Below are 16,174 nucleotides of genomic sequence, written 5' to 3'. Positions count from 1 at the left end.
ACAGACGTATCCATTTTGCAAATTGTTGCAGGATAGACGTCTGACACTAATTTTATTTTTTTAACAAAAAAAATTATACCAAAAAGCCCAGAATCCCCAGCATATCCTCCCTTAGAATAACAGAAAAAGGGAAGGTAGTCACCTTCCCCTAGCTCCTACATACATCTAAATGCTAGCCTATCGAGCTGCAAGATCATATTGTTACTTCTTGGAAACCAAAAAATCAGATATGAGTTCTAATTGATAAGTCAGAGCAATCGGATCTTGAAAATAAAAATCATCGATTGAGTATTGATATACTTTACCTGATTTAACGGCAGAAAGGTTCTTCCACACACTTTTAGATAAAATATCTTTTCCTTGGTCTGCTCCGTCGCCTCGAATACCCAACATTAAAAAATCGGCATCGCCCAGCATCTCCGGTAAAGCCTCTATTGAAATGCTGGCCCACCCCTTCTCGAACGCTGACTTTTCTACCTTCGCAGGAGCATGAAGTCCCAGCTCATCATAAAGTATGGCTCCTCCACGTCCATAAGATTTTCCATATAGATATAATTCTTTTCCTGTAATCTCAAAAATAGCTATTTTTTTACCCGAATCAATGACGTCAGACAAAGCCTGTTTCTTCTCAGCAATCTTGGTTGCAAAGTCAGCCAGGCAATTTTTCGCTTCCTGCTCCTTGTTTAACACTTTGCCCAGCTCCATCAAACGGTCCTTATATTGATATTTACCATATGGGATAAACACTGTAGGCGCTATTTTTTTCAGATTTTCATATGCTTTCTCATCATAGGTAATGATCAGATCCGGCTTCAGGGTAATCACCTTTTCAAGGGATAATGCGGAACTGTCACCGATATTTGCAACACCATTCAAATATTTTTTATAATATGGAGCATCAAATACAGTGTCTGGAGCCCCTACAGGTGTAATACCAAGTGCTAGCACATCACCTACATAATCACCGACTGCCACTACGACACGCTGGGGATGCTCAGGAAGAGTAATTGTACCTTTATCACTTTCATATGTACGCGTGGCAGCTTCATCCCCGGTTGATGTGGTCTTGGAAGCAGTCGATTGACCGCTTTCTGTTACAGTCCCACCCCCACTTGTAGCGCATGAGCTCAATACCAGCATTAACGAAATGATGAACAAACAAGCTGATGCTCTAAATTTAAAATAACTCACAATATTCCTCCTGTTAATAATGATTCTCATTTTCATTACTCATATGATTCTATCAAAGCTTACAGCTACTGTCCATGCAGATTGGATTCAAAGCAAACAGCCCACTCCTGAGAGTGAGCACCCGTTTTAGTTTGTTGTTGTATTCGTATTTGTTTTGTACTGTTTGCGTTGGTACCGCACACTCAGTTTTCCTTGCTGCGCTCGAATCTGGATCTCTCCCATCGTATCTGTTCGATATATAGCAGAATCAACTGCCGATAAACGTTCCAATACCGCTTCATTCGGATGTCCGTAAGTATTGGTCACACCGACCGAAATAACGGATACTTTCGGTCGCCAGTAGGATAACCACTCTTCCGAGGTGGAATACTTGCTACCGTGATGTGCTATTTTCATGACGTCTACAGCTTTCCCGACAGCCCCCGTTGCTCCCTTATCTTTCACACTTGATGAAAAACGAGTTAATTCAGAGAGCAACGACGACTCTGCTGCATCATCCATATCTCCTGTGAACAAAAAAGAGGCTCCCTCCATTTCCAATATCATGGCAACAGAGTAATGATTTTGCTCCTTCATAACAGGCAACTGCTCAGATTCGTTCTCCGGTGGCGTAAACGGATAGAGAAAGCGGATTTTTGTAGCCTGGTCTGGCTCCCATTCCATACTATGATGTGCACCGTACAGCTTGATCTGCTTGTCTAAAGCCGTGTTCAACAGCTTACGGAATGGGGCTTTATCTGTCAGGGTACCATTAAAAAACAAGGTAGATACGGGAATCTGGTCAAGCACAGCCTGTAGTCCTCCGGCATGATCATGATCTCCGTGTGTTAAAATGACAGCGTCCAGCCGATGTACACCTCGTTGTTTTAGCAAGGGCACAATCGTATCTTCACCTACCTCGTAGGGATCTGCGCGTTTGCGCCAAGCATTTTTCCCTGTAGCAAAGTCCATTGTACCCCCGCCATCTACCAAAATATGTTTCCCGCCCGGCGTGGTAATTAAAATGCTGTCACCTTGGCCCACATCCAGATATTGAACCACCCCCGTATTTCTCCCACCAGGAGATTGATAACCTGTATACAATATGCCAAGCCAGGCGATAACACTTAGAGTCAGTGCCAAATGACGATAACCATTCCACTGTCGACGCGCAAATTTCCCTGCTCCCTCAGGTTCATGAGCTGTATTCAAAACAGCAGCCCATTCGGCAGAAGCCGCTAATCCCGTATACACGGGTGATGATATGGGAGTGGAATTCAAAACAGAATTATCGTCTGTTTGCCTGCGAGATGTCAGCCACGTTTTAAGCCAGTACAGAACACTATACAGAGCTGCGTAATACGCCATGACCCACAGAATGGAGGAAGACGGCCAAATACTCACATAAGCATCATCCACATTCAGCCATTTCACTAGTAAAAAGGTCAAATCGTTCAATTGCTCTGCCGGCCACGCAAGAATACGAGCCCCATCCCCCCACAAAAAGGAAAGCCCCATCGCCACCGTACCTATTGGAAGCACGATATATGTAATAAGGGGTACAAGCACAAAATTGGCCGCAAATGATAACAGCGAAAATTGATTAAAGTAGAATACCGTCATTGGAAACGAAACAAGCTGTGCCGTAATTGTAATCGCAACCTCACCTCCGATTAGGAAAGGCCATTTGGCGAAAAACGGCTTCATAAGCGGCATATAAATGAGCAACCCACCTGTCACCAAAAAGGAAAGCTGAAAGCTGACGCTAAGTAGATAATATGGATTCCAAATCAGCATGAGCAACGCGGATATACTTAAAATATTAAGTCCGTCTTTGAGCACACCTCGTCGGGCTGCAAACAAGCCGATCATCGCCATAATTCCCGCCCTCACAACAGAGGGAGAAGCACCTGTCAGCAGGACATAAGCCGGAATGAGTATCAAAACGACTGTAAGAGATGTCTCGCGGCTAACTCTTAGTAGCTTGAGTAAATATAATAGTGTAGCTGCATATACCGCCACATGCATGCCCGATATTGCTAAAATATGCGTTAAACCAAGCTTCGTAAACTCGTTATATGTTGCTGGGTCCAACTCATCTGTTACCCCAAGCACCAGTCCTTTCATATATCCTGCGTGATGAAGTGATGTAAATGCCGATTCCATTCTCTGCCCTAGTTGCTCCCTTAGCTGATCATTCCATCTGAACAAAGTGTAGCGGTTCCACAGTGAAGCCTCCTGCTTCTGTAACGAGGCTGCTCCATCGCCTTTGAAAAGCCAGTGGATTTCCTGTGTGTGCAGGTATTCACTGTAATCAAAGCCGCCAAAGTTCCCCGCTTTTGCAGGAGCCTTTAAGGTGCCACGCACTAGGATTGCATCTCCACGTTGCCACGCTGCCGCAAGTTGCTGTTCCTGCTTGGCAGCCAACTTGATATGAACAATGACCTGTTCAGAAATTGGTGTACGATTCTCGTCCTTTTTCGAATGACTTCCGTAGTGATTGATTGAGGTGACTCTCATCTCAAACTGTGTTCGGTCACCATCTACCTGTACTTTAGAAGCGATAAGCCCTGCTATTTGAACAGGCATGTCTTCCACCATAGAAGACGATACATGAAGAGCATCGGGAATACTGCTAACATTATGCGTATCATGCCAAAACCAATGAAATCCACCCCCGCTGAATGCAAGCCAAAGTAATACCATATGCCGGATGGGGATTTTCATCCATAAAGCTATAAGCGGAAAGATCAGGGTAACCCCCGCCCAGAGTAACAAAAGCATATGTCCAGAATACAGACATGCTCCCGCACTTCCTGTAATCCAACAAACAGTAAGGGTCAATATAGGTCTAGTTAACACAAGCTTAGCTTGAATACAATCACCTTCCGGTAGCAAACATTGCTTTCTGTCCAAAAAACACAAAATAAAAAGAACCTCTGACAAAATAGCATTCGTCAGAGGTTCTTCCTCGTTTACTTTTTTAATTCATTACATCCATCAGCGTTTCTTTTGGTGGATGATAGGTTTTCAGCATACGAAAGGCGATTCCCTTTTCCTCCATCATAGCACGAACCTTGTCGGCATCTTTGGGATAAGGTCGGTGGTATACAATCTCCACAATACCGCTGTTCGCCAACATATTGGCACACGTCCAGCATGGCTGGTCGGTGACATATACTGAAGAGCCTTCACGATCAATTCGGTCAGTAAACAGCAGCAGGTTCTGCTCCGCATGAATAGTGCGAATACAACGCTGCTTCTTAACCATTTCCTCGCGCCCATCACGGTGAACGACCTCATACTCCTCTGAGATCATGCAGCCTGCCTCAGAACAGTCAGGTACCCCGGATGGTGCTCCATTATAGGCCGTCCCCAAAAGCTTTTTACCTTGTACAAGTACGGCTCCAACATGACGCCGCGCACAGCGCGAACGGGTGGATACCATATAAGCGATATCCATGAAATAGGTGTCCCAGTCCTTGCGTACATCTGCACTCATTTCCATCTCTCCCGTATAAACAAGTTAAAACGTAAACCATATCCGCTACCGCCGTTCTCAGGACCTGTACATTATAATCTTATATAAGTTACAAACTGACATACGGCTTCATTTTAGCCAACATTTTAGCTCCGATTCCCTTTACGTGATCCAAATCGTTCACACGTTTGAACGCCCCGTGCTGATTACGGTAGTTCAGTATAGCCTCGGCTTTTTTAGCCCCAACCCCTGGTAATTCCATTAACTCAGCAGCAGTCGCCGTGTTGATGTTTACCTTTTTTTCGCCGGAATCGGGTGTAGTAACCGAATCACTTACCCTATTGGTCCTACTCGTCGTTGCACCACTCGAACTGACAATACCTGTGTCTGAGCTCGGATTCGCAACACCTGACTGCTTTACGGTACTTGAATTTCCCGCAATAGAGTTTTCGCTCACAGCAGCAGATACACCAGTAGAAATCTGCACAGTATCACGTTTCACATTGTCAGCGGCTTCGGCATTCCTACTGCGCTCAGCTTTGTCTGAAGGTTCTTTTACAACAGGCTTTTTCTGGGCGTAGTCACTGCTGCGCTGCGACTTATTTGGCTCTGTCTCCATCGCCACAGCCTGCTCCACCTTATGGTTAAGTAAAGTCCACTCTTCTTGCGGCTCAGAGCGCTGTCCTCCGGCAAATAAAATAAGTCCACTCCCGATTACAGCAAGCGTTATCGCTGTTCCTGTCCATACACGTTTCATTTCCGTATCGTCCCCTACTCCACATGGATTTCGGGAAATTGAGCCGACTGAAAACACCGTCTCAATCAAACAGAGCAAGTCTGTCCAATTCCCGTTAAACCGGAGGGTGCAAACAACCTCCATACGGTCTCGCTGTGAGCATTTTCACAAAAAAGTGGTACGACCCCGGGGACGATCTAACATGCTCAGACATAAAATTCGTCATGTCGGCCAAGACCAGGCGCATACACTAAGAAGAATGACAGCTGACAGCACAGCGTCTATACCGCAAAGTATGAAAGGAGGACGTTGAACAATGAAAGTTGGATTTATCGGGACTGGCAGCATGGGAAGTCTGCTAATTGAGTCTTTTATTAATTCTAACGCACTCAAGCCGCAGCAAATATCAGCAAGCAATCGAACGCATTCCAAGGTAACCGAGCTAGCCCGTCGCTATCCAGGTTTGCATGCAGCCCAAAGCAACCGTGAAACGGCAGCGGAAAGCGATGTTCTGTTTATCTGTGTGAAGCCGCTGGAATCAAAAGCCGTAACGGATGAAATACGCGACGTCATTACAGAAGAGCAAATCGTCGTATCTATCACAAGCCCGGTGCAGATTCGTATTTTGGAACATGCACTGAAAGCCAAAGTATCCAAAATTATTCCAAGTATCACCCACCAAGTGGGCAGCGGAGCCTCACTGTGCATCCATGGAAGCCGGATTACAGAGGAGGATCGCACCCTTCTGGAAGAGCTTATGTCCCACATCAGCAGGCCGATTCGGGTTAAAGAATCTTATACTCGGATCACGTCGGATTTTTCGAGTTGTGGTCCTGCTTTCTTGGCCTTTTTTATGGACCAGTGGATTCAAGCCGCAGTTCAAGCTACAGGTATAGACCGTACGGAGCTATGCGCCCTGGCCGGTGAAATGATCATCGGCACTGGAAAGCTGCTCACGGAAGGCGGGATGACACCAGCCGAGTTACAGGCCAGAGTGGCGGTTCCGGGAGGTATTACCGCCGAAGCTCTCGCATTGTTGGACATCAGCCTGCATAGCGTCTTTCCCGAGCTAATACAGGCCACGCACAACAAGTATGAAGAGGACATGCAAAAGGTAGATGTCTCCTTCGGCTTAAAGCCGATTAACCGGCAACAATATTAACCAGTTTACCTGGAACAGCAATTACCTTGCGGATCGTTTTGCCGGCCAGTGCCTGCTGAACATTGTCCAACGACACAGCGAATGCCTCCATCGCTTTAGCATCAAGGTCCTTGGCAATCGTTGCACGCTGTACGATTTTACCATTTACTTGCACAACAATTTCCACTTCGGCGTCCACCGTCCATGCTTCATCATAAGCAGGCCAAGCCGCGTAGGTAATGCTATCATTGTGCCCCAGCAGCTGCCACAATTCCTCAGCCAGATGGGGTGCAAGCGGCGACAGCATTTGCACGAAGTTTTCCATTGCTGCACGCGGCAGAAGGTCTGCTTTGTATGCATCGTTGGTGAAGATCATCAGCTGGCTGATCGCTGTATTGAAGCGCAGCGCATCCAGATCTTCGGTTACTTTTTTCAGCGTTTTATGCCAAGTACGATTGAACTCATCGCTACCGCCGTCATTTGTAATTTTATCGTTCAGGCTACCATCCTCGGAAACAAACAGGCGCCATACGCGGGACAGAAAACGATGTGCTCCCTCTACCCCATTCTCATTCCATGGCTTGGTCGCTTCCAGCGGCCCCATAAACATCTCATAAATACGCAGCGTATCGGCGCCAAACGTATTGACAATATCATCAGGATTAATGACATTACCGCGTGATTTACTCATTTTTTCATTGTTGTTGCCTAAAATCATACCCTGGTTGACCAGCTTATAAAAAGGCTCTTTCGTTTCCACTACGCCGATATCATACAGTACCTTATGCCAGAAACGGGCATACAGCAAGTGAAGAACCGCATGTTCCGCTCCGCCAATATACAAATCAACAGGCATCCATTCACGCTGTTTTTCTTTGGATACAAGCTCTTTGTCATTTTTCGGATCAATAAAGCGCAGGTAATACCAACAACTTCCTGCCCATTGCGGCATTGTATTCGTCTCGCGGCGTGCTTTCATACCTGTCTCAGGATCAATGGTTTCCACCCAATCTGTTGCGTTCGCCAGCGGGGATTCACCTGTACCTGAAGGCTTGATATTGTCCATCTCCGGCAGTACGAGCGGAAGTTGGTCCTCAGGAACCGTTTTGATCGTTCCATCCTCCAGATGAATTACCGGAATCGGCTCGCCCCAATAGCGTTGACGGCTGAACAGCCAGTCACGCAGGCGGTAGGTGACTTTGCCGTGTCCTTTGCCCTCGGCTTCCAGCCATTCAATCATCTTCGGAATCGCTTCCTCGTTGGTAAGTCCATTCAGCGGGCCTGAATTGACATGCGGTCCATCCTCAGTATATGGCTCATTAGCCACATCTCCACCTTGGACAACCTCAATGATATTCAATCCGAATTGCTTGGCAAATTCCCAGTCACGCGCATCGTGAGCAGGTACAGCCATAATCGCTCCAGTTCCGTAGCCTGCCAGTACATAGTCAGCAATCCAGATCGGCAGCTTTTCGCCGTTCACCGGGTTCACTGCATAAGCTCCTGTGAATACGCCTGTTTTATCCTTGGCCAGATCCGTACGCTCCAGATCGCTTTTACGAGCAGCTTGTTCACGGTACTGTTGTACAGCATCCTTTTGCTCAGGCGTAGTGATAATATCCACCAATTCCTGCTCTGGTGCCAGCACACAGTAGCTTGCGCCGAACAGTGTATCTGGGCGGGTTGTAAATACTGTGAGTTGCTCGTCATAGCCTTCAATTGGAAAACGAACCTCAGCCCCGGTAGACTTACCGATCCAGTTCCGCTGCATATCCTTAATACTCTCAGACCAATCCAGTTCCTCCAGATCATCCAGCAGACGATCCGCGTATTCCGTAATTTTCAGCATCCATTGACGCATTGGTTTACGGACGACCGGATGACCGCCACGCTCACTCTTGCCGTCAATAACTTCTTCATTCGCCAGCACTGTTCCCAGCGCTGGGCACCAGTTCACGGGTACTTCAGCTACATATGCAAGGCCGCGCTTGTACAGCTGGATGAAGATCCACTGTGTCCATTTGTAATAATCAGGGTCCGTCGTGCTGATTTCACGATCCCAGTCGTAGGAGAAGCCGAGCGATTTGATTTGACGGCGGAAGTTATTTACGTTTTTCACCGTAATTTCGCGTGGGTGCTCCCCTGTATCCAGCGCATGCTGCTCGGCAGGCAGACCGAAGGCGTCCCAACCCATCGGATGCAATACGTTGTAGCCGCGCATTCTTTTATAACGTGAAACAATATCCGTAGCTGTGTAGCCCTCTGGGTGGCCTACATGCAGGCCGGCTCCAGATGGGTACGGAAACATATCCAAAGCATAAAACTTCGGTTTGCCCGGCTCTTCCCCGGTGCGGAACGTCTTGTTCTCATCCCAATATTTCTGCCATTTTGGTTCAATACTTTGCGGTTGATAGCCGTGCTTCGGCTGTGTGTCTGTCATTGTCTTTTCCTCCTCAAACGGTATGCAACAAAAAAACCTCTGCATCCCGTAGCGTGTCAGCGCTAGGGACGAGAGGTTATATTCCCGTGGTACCACCCTAGTTAGCAGAAAGCGTTCTTCGCGTTCTACTCCCTTTGCACCTGATAACGGAGGTGATCCGATGCGGGTTAATAACAGGATACAAGCACCTGTAAAGGCGTTCCTGCGTTGGACGCATATCTCCGAGGCGAGTTCACTTTGCGCTGTCAACCGGCTTGCACCACCCGCCGGCTCTCTATATGTCCAGACAAAGCTACTATTCCTCATCAGCGATTGTTTAACCGTTAATAATGGCACTATTATATTGAAAACCGCGAAAAAAGTCAAATAAGGACTATCTTTGGTGTTAAAGACCCTCTTCATACTAATTGTTCATGACACATGCATACGAATGTTTTATAATAACTTCGAATTAAATTGATGCAAATTGAGTTGAGTTGAGATAAGAAAGGTGAGCTGAGACATGGCACAGATTAAAATTTTCGGAATAAAAGAAGCTCTAAATCCAATCAAAAAGCAGCTTTCAGAGGTGATTCATTCTGCTGTGGTGGATGCATTCAAATACCCTCCAGACAAGAGGTTTCATCGTTTTTTCCCTATGGATCAGGAAGACTTTATATATGCCGATGGTCGCTCTGAGGCGTACACCATTATTGAAATCAGTATCTTTGAAGGCAGAACGACAGAAGCTAAGAAGCAGCTCATCCAGCTGTTATTCCAACGAATTATGGACCATTTTGGCATTGCTCCACAGGATCTTGAGATTACTATATTTGAAACGCCCAAACAGAACTGGGGTATTCGGGGTGTACCGGGTGATGAGCTTCAGTTGAACTATAAAGTGAATATATGAGTGCAAAAAGACGCCCTTCATGTCATCATGAAAAGCGTCTTTCTTTTCCTAAATTTGCTCAATGAGTCTTCACTATTTTACAGCAACATAAAACAGTCTCGCCGCGTCATCTTCTGCTTCTACCCATTCAAAATCCGCATATACCTTCACATCACGAAAACCTGCTTTGGACAATTCTGCTTTCATCCAGTCTGGATCATAGGCACGCTGTACATGAATTTCCTCGAAACGCTGATACAGATCGCGTCCTTCATGTTCTGCTTTCGCAAAGATACTAAGATGATGCTCAATTTCACAACGGGGAGTGTCCAACGCACATGTCCAGATATATGAGATAGAGCGATCATCCAGTACGAATGGCTGCTCTTCATCATAACGTAAAAACGTCTGGGGATGATGTACATCGAACAAGAAGGTTCCGCCAGGCTTCAGTCCAGCATGAGTTCTAAGAAAAGTAGAAATTATATCTTCTTCCTCCAACAAGTAATTCAGACAATCGCAAAAAGAAATTACAGAATCCACAGGCTCGGGTAAAATCCATTCTCTCATATCCTGCTGTATCCAGCGAACGCTTCCCTCACGAAACAATCGCTGTCCCTGGGGAGTGGTTTCCATTTTGCGACGGGCTACTGCCAGCATGTCAGAGGATAAGTCGATTCCAGACACTTCGAAGCCCGAGTTAACTAGGGGAATCGTAATCGAACCCGTTCCACAGCCCAGTTCGGCCACCGTATGCGGCATACCGTACTGATCCCAAGCCTGCCGTGCAAAGCGTAACCAGTCCGGGTACGGCATGTCCTGCATCAGCTCATCATACACATAGGCAAACTTCCGGTAAGAAGCCATTTTTTATTCCCCATTCCCGTCCTTCGGTTTCGGCATTTTCTCCACCAGGTAGGTCCAGTTTTCCTTTTGTGTAACCATTCCTTCCTTCATCAGCTTGCCCATCGCACGCTTGAAGGCGGATTTACTGATACCAAACCGTTGCTTGATAATATCCGGCGGCGTTGCGTCGGAGTAAGGCATGCCGCCACCCGGACGCTCTTTCAGAAAAGCAATTAATCGATCCGCATCCTCATCACGACCTACTTCCTTGCGTGGCGACATCGCCAGATTGACCCGACCGTCTTCGCGAACAAGTGTGACCCGTACCTTAACCTCTTCACCCAAGCGAAGCATCCGGTTGCGTTCCGAGGAGTGAATCATCCCAATCGCACCAAAACCAAGCACACCTCCGTCCACCAGAACGAATGTGCCCATTTGAAGCGGCTTGTACACAGTCGCCTGCACCCACGTATTCAGCCACGAATCAGGGGCGTGGAAGCACAACGGAGCCAGTTCCTGTTCCCCTGCCAGCTTAGCCCGCAGTCTACCTTGCTTGTCATGCTCCATAATGGCATACACATAGTCGCCCACCCGAGGATGTAAATCTCGGTTTTCTGGCAACTCACGAATCGGCAGCAAAAGCTGACGACCCAATCCCATCTCCAGGAAACAACCCAAACGCGGATGCACATCAGCCACTTCAAGCTTTGCCATTTCGCCCAACGACAAGAACGGCTTTTTCATGGTTGCGGCCAAGCGGTCCTCTGTATCGTGAAAAATAAATACCTCCAACCGTTCACCAACTTCAATTTCACGTGTCAGCTCCGTATAATGCAGCAGCACATCCTGCTCACCAACAGTGAGAAAGTAGCCGAAAGGAGATACCTCACGATCCACCATAATGGTGACATAAGTACCGGCGATCAAACTCATACCTTTTCCACAACCTTAGCATCCGACCAGAGTCGTTCAATGTTATAGTATTCGCGCTCGTCGCGATGGAAGACATGCACTACGACATCCCCCAAATCCATTAGAACCCAACGGGCGGAATCCATTCCTTCGATTCCTTTGATGGTTACACCTTCATCATGAGCGCGTTTGCGAATTTCTGTTGCAATCGCCTGTACCTGTGTATCCGAATTACCGTGGCAGATAACAAAATAATCAGCTACTAGTGATATTCCCCGCAAATCCAGTGCGACAATATTCATTGCCTTTTTATCATTTGCAGCATCAACCGCTGTTTGCATTAATTGCTCATTAGTTAGGGTCATTCATGAACCTCCGTTTTTCTCTGTTTTAGTTGTTGAATCAAGTCATTACGCGACAAGACTGTTAGTGGAAAAATAACCTTTTTCTTTTCCAGCAACAATGAAATCGTGGAGTCAAATCCAGCGATAAGGCCCTGCTCCAAGCTTTTCTTTGCCTGTTTACGGATATGCTCAACCCCCGGAAAATCCCGTCCCGGTTCGATGTAATCAGCGAGACACACGACTTTATCCAGCAGGCTCATACCTACGCGTCCTGACGTATGCCAGCGGATCGCATTCCTTATTTCCGGATCATCCACTCCGTAATCTCTTGCTGCAACGCAGTATCCTACCTCTGAATGCCAGAGCTGCTTGTCATGTTCCAAAAGCTCCTGATCACATTCGGGATGACTGCGAATCACCTCTTCCATCTGCTGAACAGGCCAATACTTCGCTACATCATGCAAAATAGCCGCCAGTTCTGCCTTATCCGGATCTGCTCCATAGCGCTTCGCAAGCTCCACTGAGGTATGCATAACACCTAGTGTGTGCTTCCAGCGCTTTTCAGGCATTTGACCAGATACGGCTTCCATTAATTGCTCACGGCTGTACTTCATACAAACCGCCCCTTGTAATATAGTCATGCACACGATCAGGTACAAGATAACGGATAGTGCGCCCTTCCGCAGCACGCTCTCGAATATCCGTCGACGAAATATCCACCACCGGCATATCCGCCAGCAGTACCTTGTCCTGCAAATAATGCGGCAACTCATCCAACGCAAGCTGGAACCCTGGGCGCCGAACACCAATAAAACAAATTCGCTGCGCCAGCTCCTCAATTCCCTGCCAATGAGGCAAGTAGTTCACCATATCCGCACCAATAATAAAATAAAAATCCACAGCAGAGTGCAACTCCTGAAGCTCCTTGATCGTGTCAATGGTATAGGATACTCCCCCACGAAGCACTTCAATATCAAGCACTTCAAAAGCAGGATGACCCGCTACCGCTTCACTCGTCATCTCCAGACGCTCCTTACCGCTCGCCCCCGCCTGATGCTTGTGCGGAGGAATATGAGAAGGCATAAACCATACTTGATCCAGCCCATAGGCATCTCTTGCCGCTTCTCCAGCCAGCAGATGTCCAATATGAATCGGGTCAAATGTACCACCCATAATACCGATTTTCATAATTTTCTCCCCGCGTGTTATCCTCTAGGCAACTCGATTTCCTTATGATCACGGGATTCTTTGTACAAAATAATAGTGCTCCCGATGATCTGTACAAGCTCAGAACCTGTCTCCGCGGCCAGTTCTTCCGCAATTTCATGCTTGTCGTCCAAACAGTTGTTCAAAATTTGCACTTTCATCAGCTCACGCTTTTCAATCGCATCGTTGATGTGACGCATAAGATGCTCATTCGTACCGTTTTTACCTACTTGAAAAACCGGGTCCAAATGATGCGCCATTGAACGCAAATATCTTTTTTGTTTACCTGTTAACATGTATATTTAACCCCTTCGTCGCCACATATACAATGCAGCATTTCCATAATTTTAATGTACAATCTTACTTACGACAGGCTACTCAGCACAGCCGCTCTCATTTGCTCTACAGCAGGGACAACCCCTGTAAAATACTCAAAAGCCACAGCCCCCTGGTACACGAACATGCCCAAACCCCCATGTACAGTGCAGCCGCGCTGTTCACGGCTTTCCTGTAAAAGTCTCGTTTCCAGCGGGTTGTAGATCAAATCACTCACAATGATTCCCTCCGGAATCAAGCTCGTTTCCAGTGGAAGCTCATCCGCTAAAGGAGACATTCCCACCGAGGTTGTGTTAATCAACACATTCACTGTGGCGAGCACGCTCTTGGCATCTTCGTTGGAATAACCCCTCACTGGGATCGCTTCCGTCGTCCACTCTAATGCCAGTTGCTCAGCTTTGTCACGTGTTCGGTTCAAAATAATAACCGATTCCGGTTGCTCCTCCAACAGAGCATGAATCACGCCACGAGCAGCCCCTCCGGCTCCAAGAACAGCAATTCTTGCGCCCTTCAACTCGACAGAAGTCTCTTCTTTGAGGGAACGTACGTAGCCAATTCCGTCCGTGTTATAGCCCTTAAGACGTCCATTGTCATTCACTATCGTATTGACAGCGCCAATGAGTCTGGCCCCTTCATCAATCTCATCCAGATATTTCATAACCTCAACTTTATGGGGAATCGTCACATTGACTCCGCGGAAATGCAAAGCGCGAATCCCCTTCATGGCATCTTCCAGCTGATCCGGTTTGACATGAAGAGGTACAAAATCTCCTTCAATCCCCGCTGCCTGTAAAGCTATTTTATGCATAAGAGGCGATTTGGAGTGCTTGATCGGATCACCCAATACGCCCAATAGTACAAGACCTTGTTCGGTCGCTTCAGACTCCCCGCTGTTCATCGTTGCTCTCCCCCATATTGCAAAATATTAGGCCGCACAAATACATGAATGGCGGCAGGAACCAGTACCTGTTCCTTGCCGCCCTATAACATGGTTACAGCAACGTTATATCAACGCAGGCCGCAAAAGCACACGGACTCCCCGAGGAGCATGAACCGCAATCAGAGCTCCGTTCTCGCTATTTACCCTGATCCATCCCAAACCGGAAATGTAGATGTCCGATGGAGATTTGCGTGGAACGCGGAACTCATGTCTTGTCCATTCCGGCATCTCTGCCAATTGATCGCGTGTTGGCGGAGATAACAATTCCCCGGCATGATCAGCGAACAACTGATCAGCTCGCTCCAGCTTCGTGCGATGTATCTTAAGACCACCGTTAATGTAGCAGGTAAATGATTGGTGCTGACCCTCCACAAAATCAAATCGGGCCATACCGCCGAAAAACAATGTTTGTCCGGCATCAAGCTGATATGCAGCAGGCTTCAGCGGCTTGTCCGGCATAATAGCGCTCAAGTCCTGACGGGAGACGATTTCGCTGAATCGCCAAGGGTATACAATACCCGGAGTATCAATAATGTGCTTGCCGTCGTCGAGCGGAATATTCACCATATCGAGTGTAGTCCCCGGGTAACGGGACGTTGTGAGTTCCTGCTCCATATCGCTATAATCACGAATCAAGCGGTTAATAAGCGTCGATTTACCCACATTTGTCGCTCCGACTACATATACATCGCGGTTACCACGGAGCTCAGATACCACATCCAACAGACGGTCAAAGCCCTGATTTTTTTTAGCTGAGCACAGTACGATTTCTTCCGTGCGTAGTCCTTGCTCTTTCGCTTGCTTTTGTACCCAGTTACGTACCTTGTTCCAATTCGTTACCTTAGGCAGCAAATCGGTCTTGTTCACAGCCAGTATAACTGGATTGGAGCCTACAAAGCGTTGCAAACCGGAAATCAAGCTACCTTCAAAATCAAAAATATCTACAATGTGGATGACGAGCGCATCTTTGTCGCCAATCTGGCTGAGCAGCTTCAAGAACTCATCTTGATCCACCGTAACTGAAGACGTCTCATTATAGTTTTTGATCCGGAAGCAACGCTGACAGATGACAGGTTCGCGAGTAAGCAATTTTTCAGGAATATATCCCGGAAGCTCCGGGCTAGTGGTCTGCACGGTGATACCGCAACCACTACATTTGACGGCAGTGCCGCCGTCAGGTCTTTCAGTCATTCTTCTTTTCCTCCTCAAGCCATAAGCCTTTCTTACGTAACCTTGTGAGCGCGATTCGCTCCAACCGCCGATTAAATCGGGTCATGACTCCTTCATCATGAATGGATATCGGTAGCACCAACACCGTATGCAATCCCAGTCGGTTGCCTCCCAATACGTCCGTCAACATTTGGTCCCCGACCATAATAGTCTCTTCCGGAGTCAGCCCCATCATACGGATGGCTCTACGAAAAGACGAGTTGGAGGGCTTCCGTGCGGCATGTATAAATTCAATGTCCAAAGGCGTAGCAAACACGGATACACGGTCCATATTGTTGTTAGACACGATGACAAGCTTAAAACCCGCCTGTTTGACCTTCTCAAACCAGGCCACCAGCTCGGGAGTCGCATTCGGCGCTTTTGCACCGACCAGCGTGTTATCTAGATCCGTAATAATGCCGCGATATCCTTGAGCATACAAGCCCTCAAGATCAATATCAAAGACGGTATTCACCCGTAATTTGGGCATCAGCATTTCAAACAACGTCGGTCACCTCAGTTTCATACGACAAACTATACCA

At 47.3% G+C, this 16,174-nt stretch carries 17 protein-coding genes and 1 other annotated feature; of the genes, 2 read left to right on the top strand and 15 right to left on the bottom strand.

All coding sequences use genetic code 11. The features are described 5' to 3' along the window. Window positions 1-201: 201 nt before the first annotated feature. From MHB46_RS23495 to MHB46_RS23475, 5 genes are all read right to left on the bottom strand, one after another. A complete protein-coding gene (locus MHB46_RS23495; RefSeq protein WP_341163590.1) occupies window positions 202-1,191 on the bottom strand; it encodes an iron-hydroxamate ABC transporter substrate-binding protein in 990 nt (329 codons plus the stop codon). 126 nt (window positions 1,192-1,317) lie between these two features. Further along, a complete protein-coding gene (locus MHB46_RS23490; RefSeq protein WP_341163788.1) occupies window positions 1,318-3,891 on the bottom strand; it encodes a ComEC/Rec2 family competence protein in 2,574 nt (857 codons plus the stop codon). After that, a complete protein-coding gene (locus MHB46_RS23485) occupies window positions 3,821-3,973 on the bottom strand; it encodes a hypothetical protein (protein ID WP_341163795.1) in 153 nt (50 codons plus the stop codon). Before MHB46_RS23485 ends, MHB46_RS23490 begins: the two co-directional genes overlap by 71 nt. A gap of 180 nt (window positions 3,974-4,153) precedes the next feature. Continuing rightward, window positions 4,154-4,672: a deoxycytidylate deaminase gene (locus MHB46_RS23480; RefSeq protein ID WP_025723414.1), complete on the bottom strand. Its 519-nt coding sequence runs from the start codon at window positions 4,670-4,672 to the stop codon at window positions 4,154-4,156. A gap of 88 nt (window positions 4,673-4,760) precedes the next feature. Then, on the bottom strand, window positions 4,761-5,408 hold the full coding sequence (locus tag MHB46_RS23475) for a ComEA family DNA-binding protein (RefSeq protein WP_341163589.1): 648 nt from the start codon (window positions 5,406-5,408) through the stop codon (window positions 4,761-4,763). Between the two features lie 295 nt (window positions 5,409-5,703). Here MHB46_RS23475 and comER point away from each other — a divergent pair, with 295 nt between their 5' ends. Then, complete coding sequence (comER, locus tag MHB46_RS23470; RefSeq protein WP_165178435.1) at window positions 5,704-6,549, top strand: late competence protein ComER; 846 nt, start codon at window positions 5,704-5,706, stop codon at window positions 6,547-6,549. Here the strand turns inward: comER and leuS are convergent. After that, window positions 6,530-8,968, bottom strand: coding sequence for a leucine--tRNA ligase (gene leuS, locus MHB46_RS23465; protein WP_103049583.1), 2,439 nt, complete (start codon window positions 8,966-8,968; stop codon window positions 6,530-6,532). The genes comER and leuS overlap by 20 nt on opposite strands. A 61-nt stretch (window positions 8,969-9,029) precedes the next feature. After that, window positions 9,030-9,286, bottom strand: a binding site (T-box leader). Between the two features lie 184 nt (window positions 9,287-9,470). Here leuS and MHB46_RS23460 point away from each other — a divergent pair. Continuing rightward, entirely contained in the window at window positions 9,471-9,860 is a 390-nt protein-coding gene (locus tag MHB46_RS23460; protein ID WP_160789315.1) for a tautomerase family protein, read from the top strand. Between the two features lie 72 nt (window positions 9,861-9,932). Here MHB46_RS23460 and MHB46_RS23455 read toward each other — a convergent pair whose 3' ends face one another. The 9 genes from MHB46_RS23455 to MHB46_RS23415 all read right to left on the bottom strand — a co-directional run bounded on the left by MHB46_RS23455 (window position 9,933) and on the right by MHB46_RS23415 (window position 16,137). Next, the gene (locus MHB46_RS23455) at window positions 9,933-10,706 is read right to left on the bottom strand and encodes a class I SAM-dependent DNA methyltransferase (protein ID WP_341163588.1); all 774 of its coding nucleotides are present in this window, start codon (window positions 10,704-10,706) and stop codon (window positions 9,933-9,935) included. 3 nt (window positions 10,707-10,709) lie between these two features. Further along, entirely contained in the window at window positions 10,710-11,618 is a 909-nt protein-coding gene (locus tag MHB46_RS23450) for a CvfB family protein (RefSeq protein ID WP_029515375.1), read from the bottom strand. Further along, window positions 11,615-11,962, bottom strand: coding sequence for a ribosome silencing factor (gene rsfS / locus MHB46_RS23445; RefSeq protein ID WP_013311194.1), 348 nt, complete (start codon window positions 11,960-11,962; stop codon window positions 11,615-11,617). The genes MHB46_RS23450 and rsfS overlap by 4 nt, the downstream gene beginning before the upstream one ends. Beyond that, entirely contained in the window at window positions 11,959-12,555 is a 597-nt protein-coding gene (yqeK, locus tag MHB46_RS23440; RefSeq protein WP_039272316.1) for a bis(5'-nucleosyl)-tetraphosphatase (symmetrical) YqeK, read from the bottom strand. The genes rsfS and yqeK overlap by 4 nt, the downstream gene beginning before the upstream one ends. Then, the gene (gene nadD, locus MHB46_RS23435) at window positions 12,539-13,129 is read right to left on the bottom strand and encodes a nicotinate-nucleotide adenylyltransferase (RefSeq protein WP_071641885.1); all 591 of its coding nucleotides are present in this window, start codon (window positions 13,127-13,129) and stop codon (window positions 12,539-12,541) included. Before nadD ends, yqeK begins: the two co-directional genes overlap by 17 nt. 17 nt (window positions 13,130-13,146) lie before the next feature. After that, window positions 13,147-13,443: a ribosome assembly RNA-binding protein YhbY gene (yhbY, locus tag MHB46_RS23430; RefSeq protein WP_013311197.1), complete on the bottom strand. Its 297-nt coding sequence runs from the start codon at window positions 13,441-13,443 to the stop codon at window positions 13,147-13,149. A 68-nt stretch (window positions 13,444-13,511) separates the two neighbouring features. Further along, window positions 13,512-14,381, bottom strand: coding sequence for a shikimate dehydrogenase (gene aroE / locus MHB46_RS23425; RefSeq protein WP_322160757.1), 870 nt, complete (start codon window positions 14,379-14,381; stop codon window positions 13,512-13,514). A gap of 105 nt (window positions 14,382-14,486) precedes the next feature. Further along, entirely contained in the window at window positions 14,487-15,614 is a 1,128-nt protein-coding gene (gene yqeH / locus MHB46_RS23420) for a ribosome biogenesis GTPase YqeH (RefSeq protein ID WP_039272319.1), read from the bottom strand. After that, the gene (locus MHB46_RS23415; RefSeq protein WP_013311200.1) at window positions 15,607-16,137 is read right to left on the bottom strand and encodes a YqeG family HAD IIIA-type phosphatase; all 531 of its coding nucleotides are present in this window, start codon (window positions 16,135-16,137) and stop codon (window positions 15,607-15,609) included. Before MHB46_RS23415 ends, yqeH begins: the two co-directional genes overlap by 8 nt. Window positions 16,138-16,174 lie beyond the last annotated feature (37 nt).

It is taken from the genome of Paenibacillus sp. FSL H7-0703, from assembly GCF_038003485.1.
GTDB classification, from domain to species: domain Bacteria; phylum Bacillota; class Bacilli; order Paenibacillales; family Paenibacillaceae; genus Paenibacillus; species Paenibacillus polymyxa_B.
Note: the sequence above shows the minus strand (reverse complement) of the source record. Positions and strands in the feature narration are given on the sequence as shown.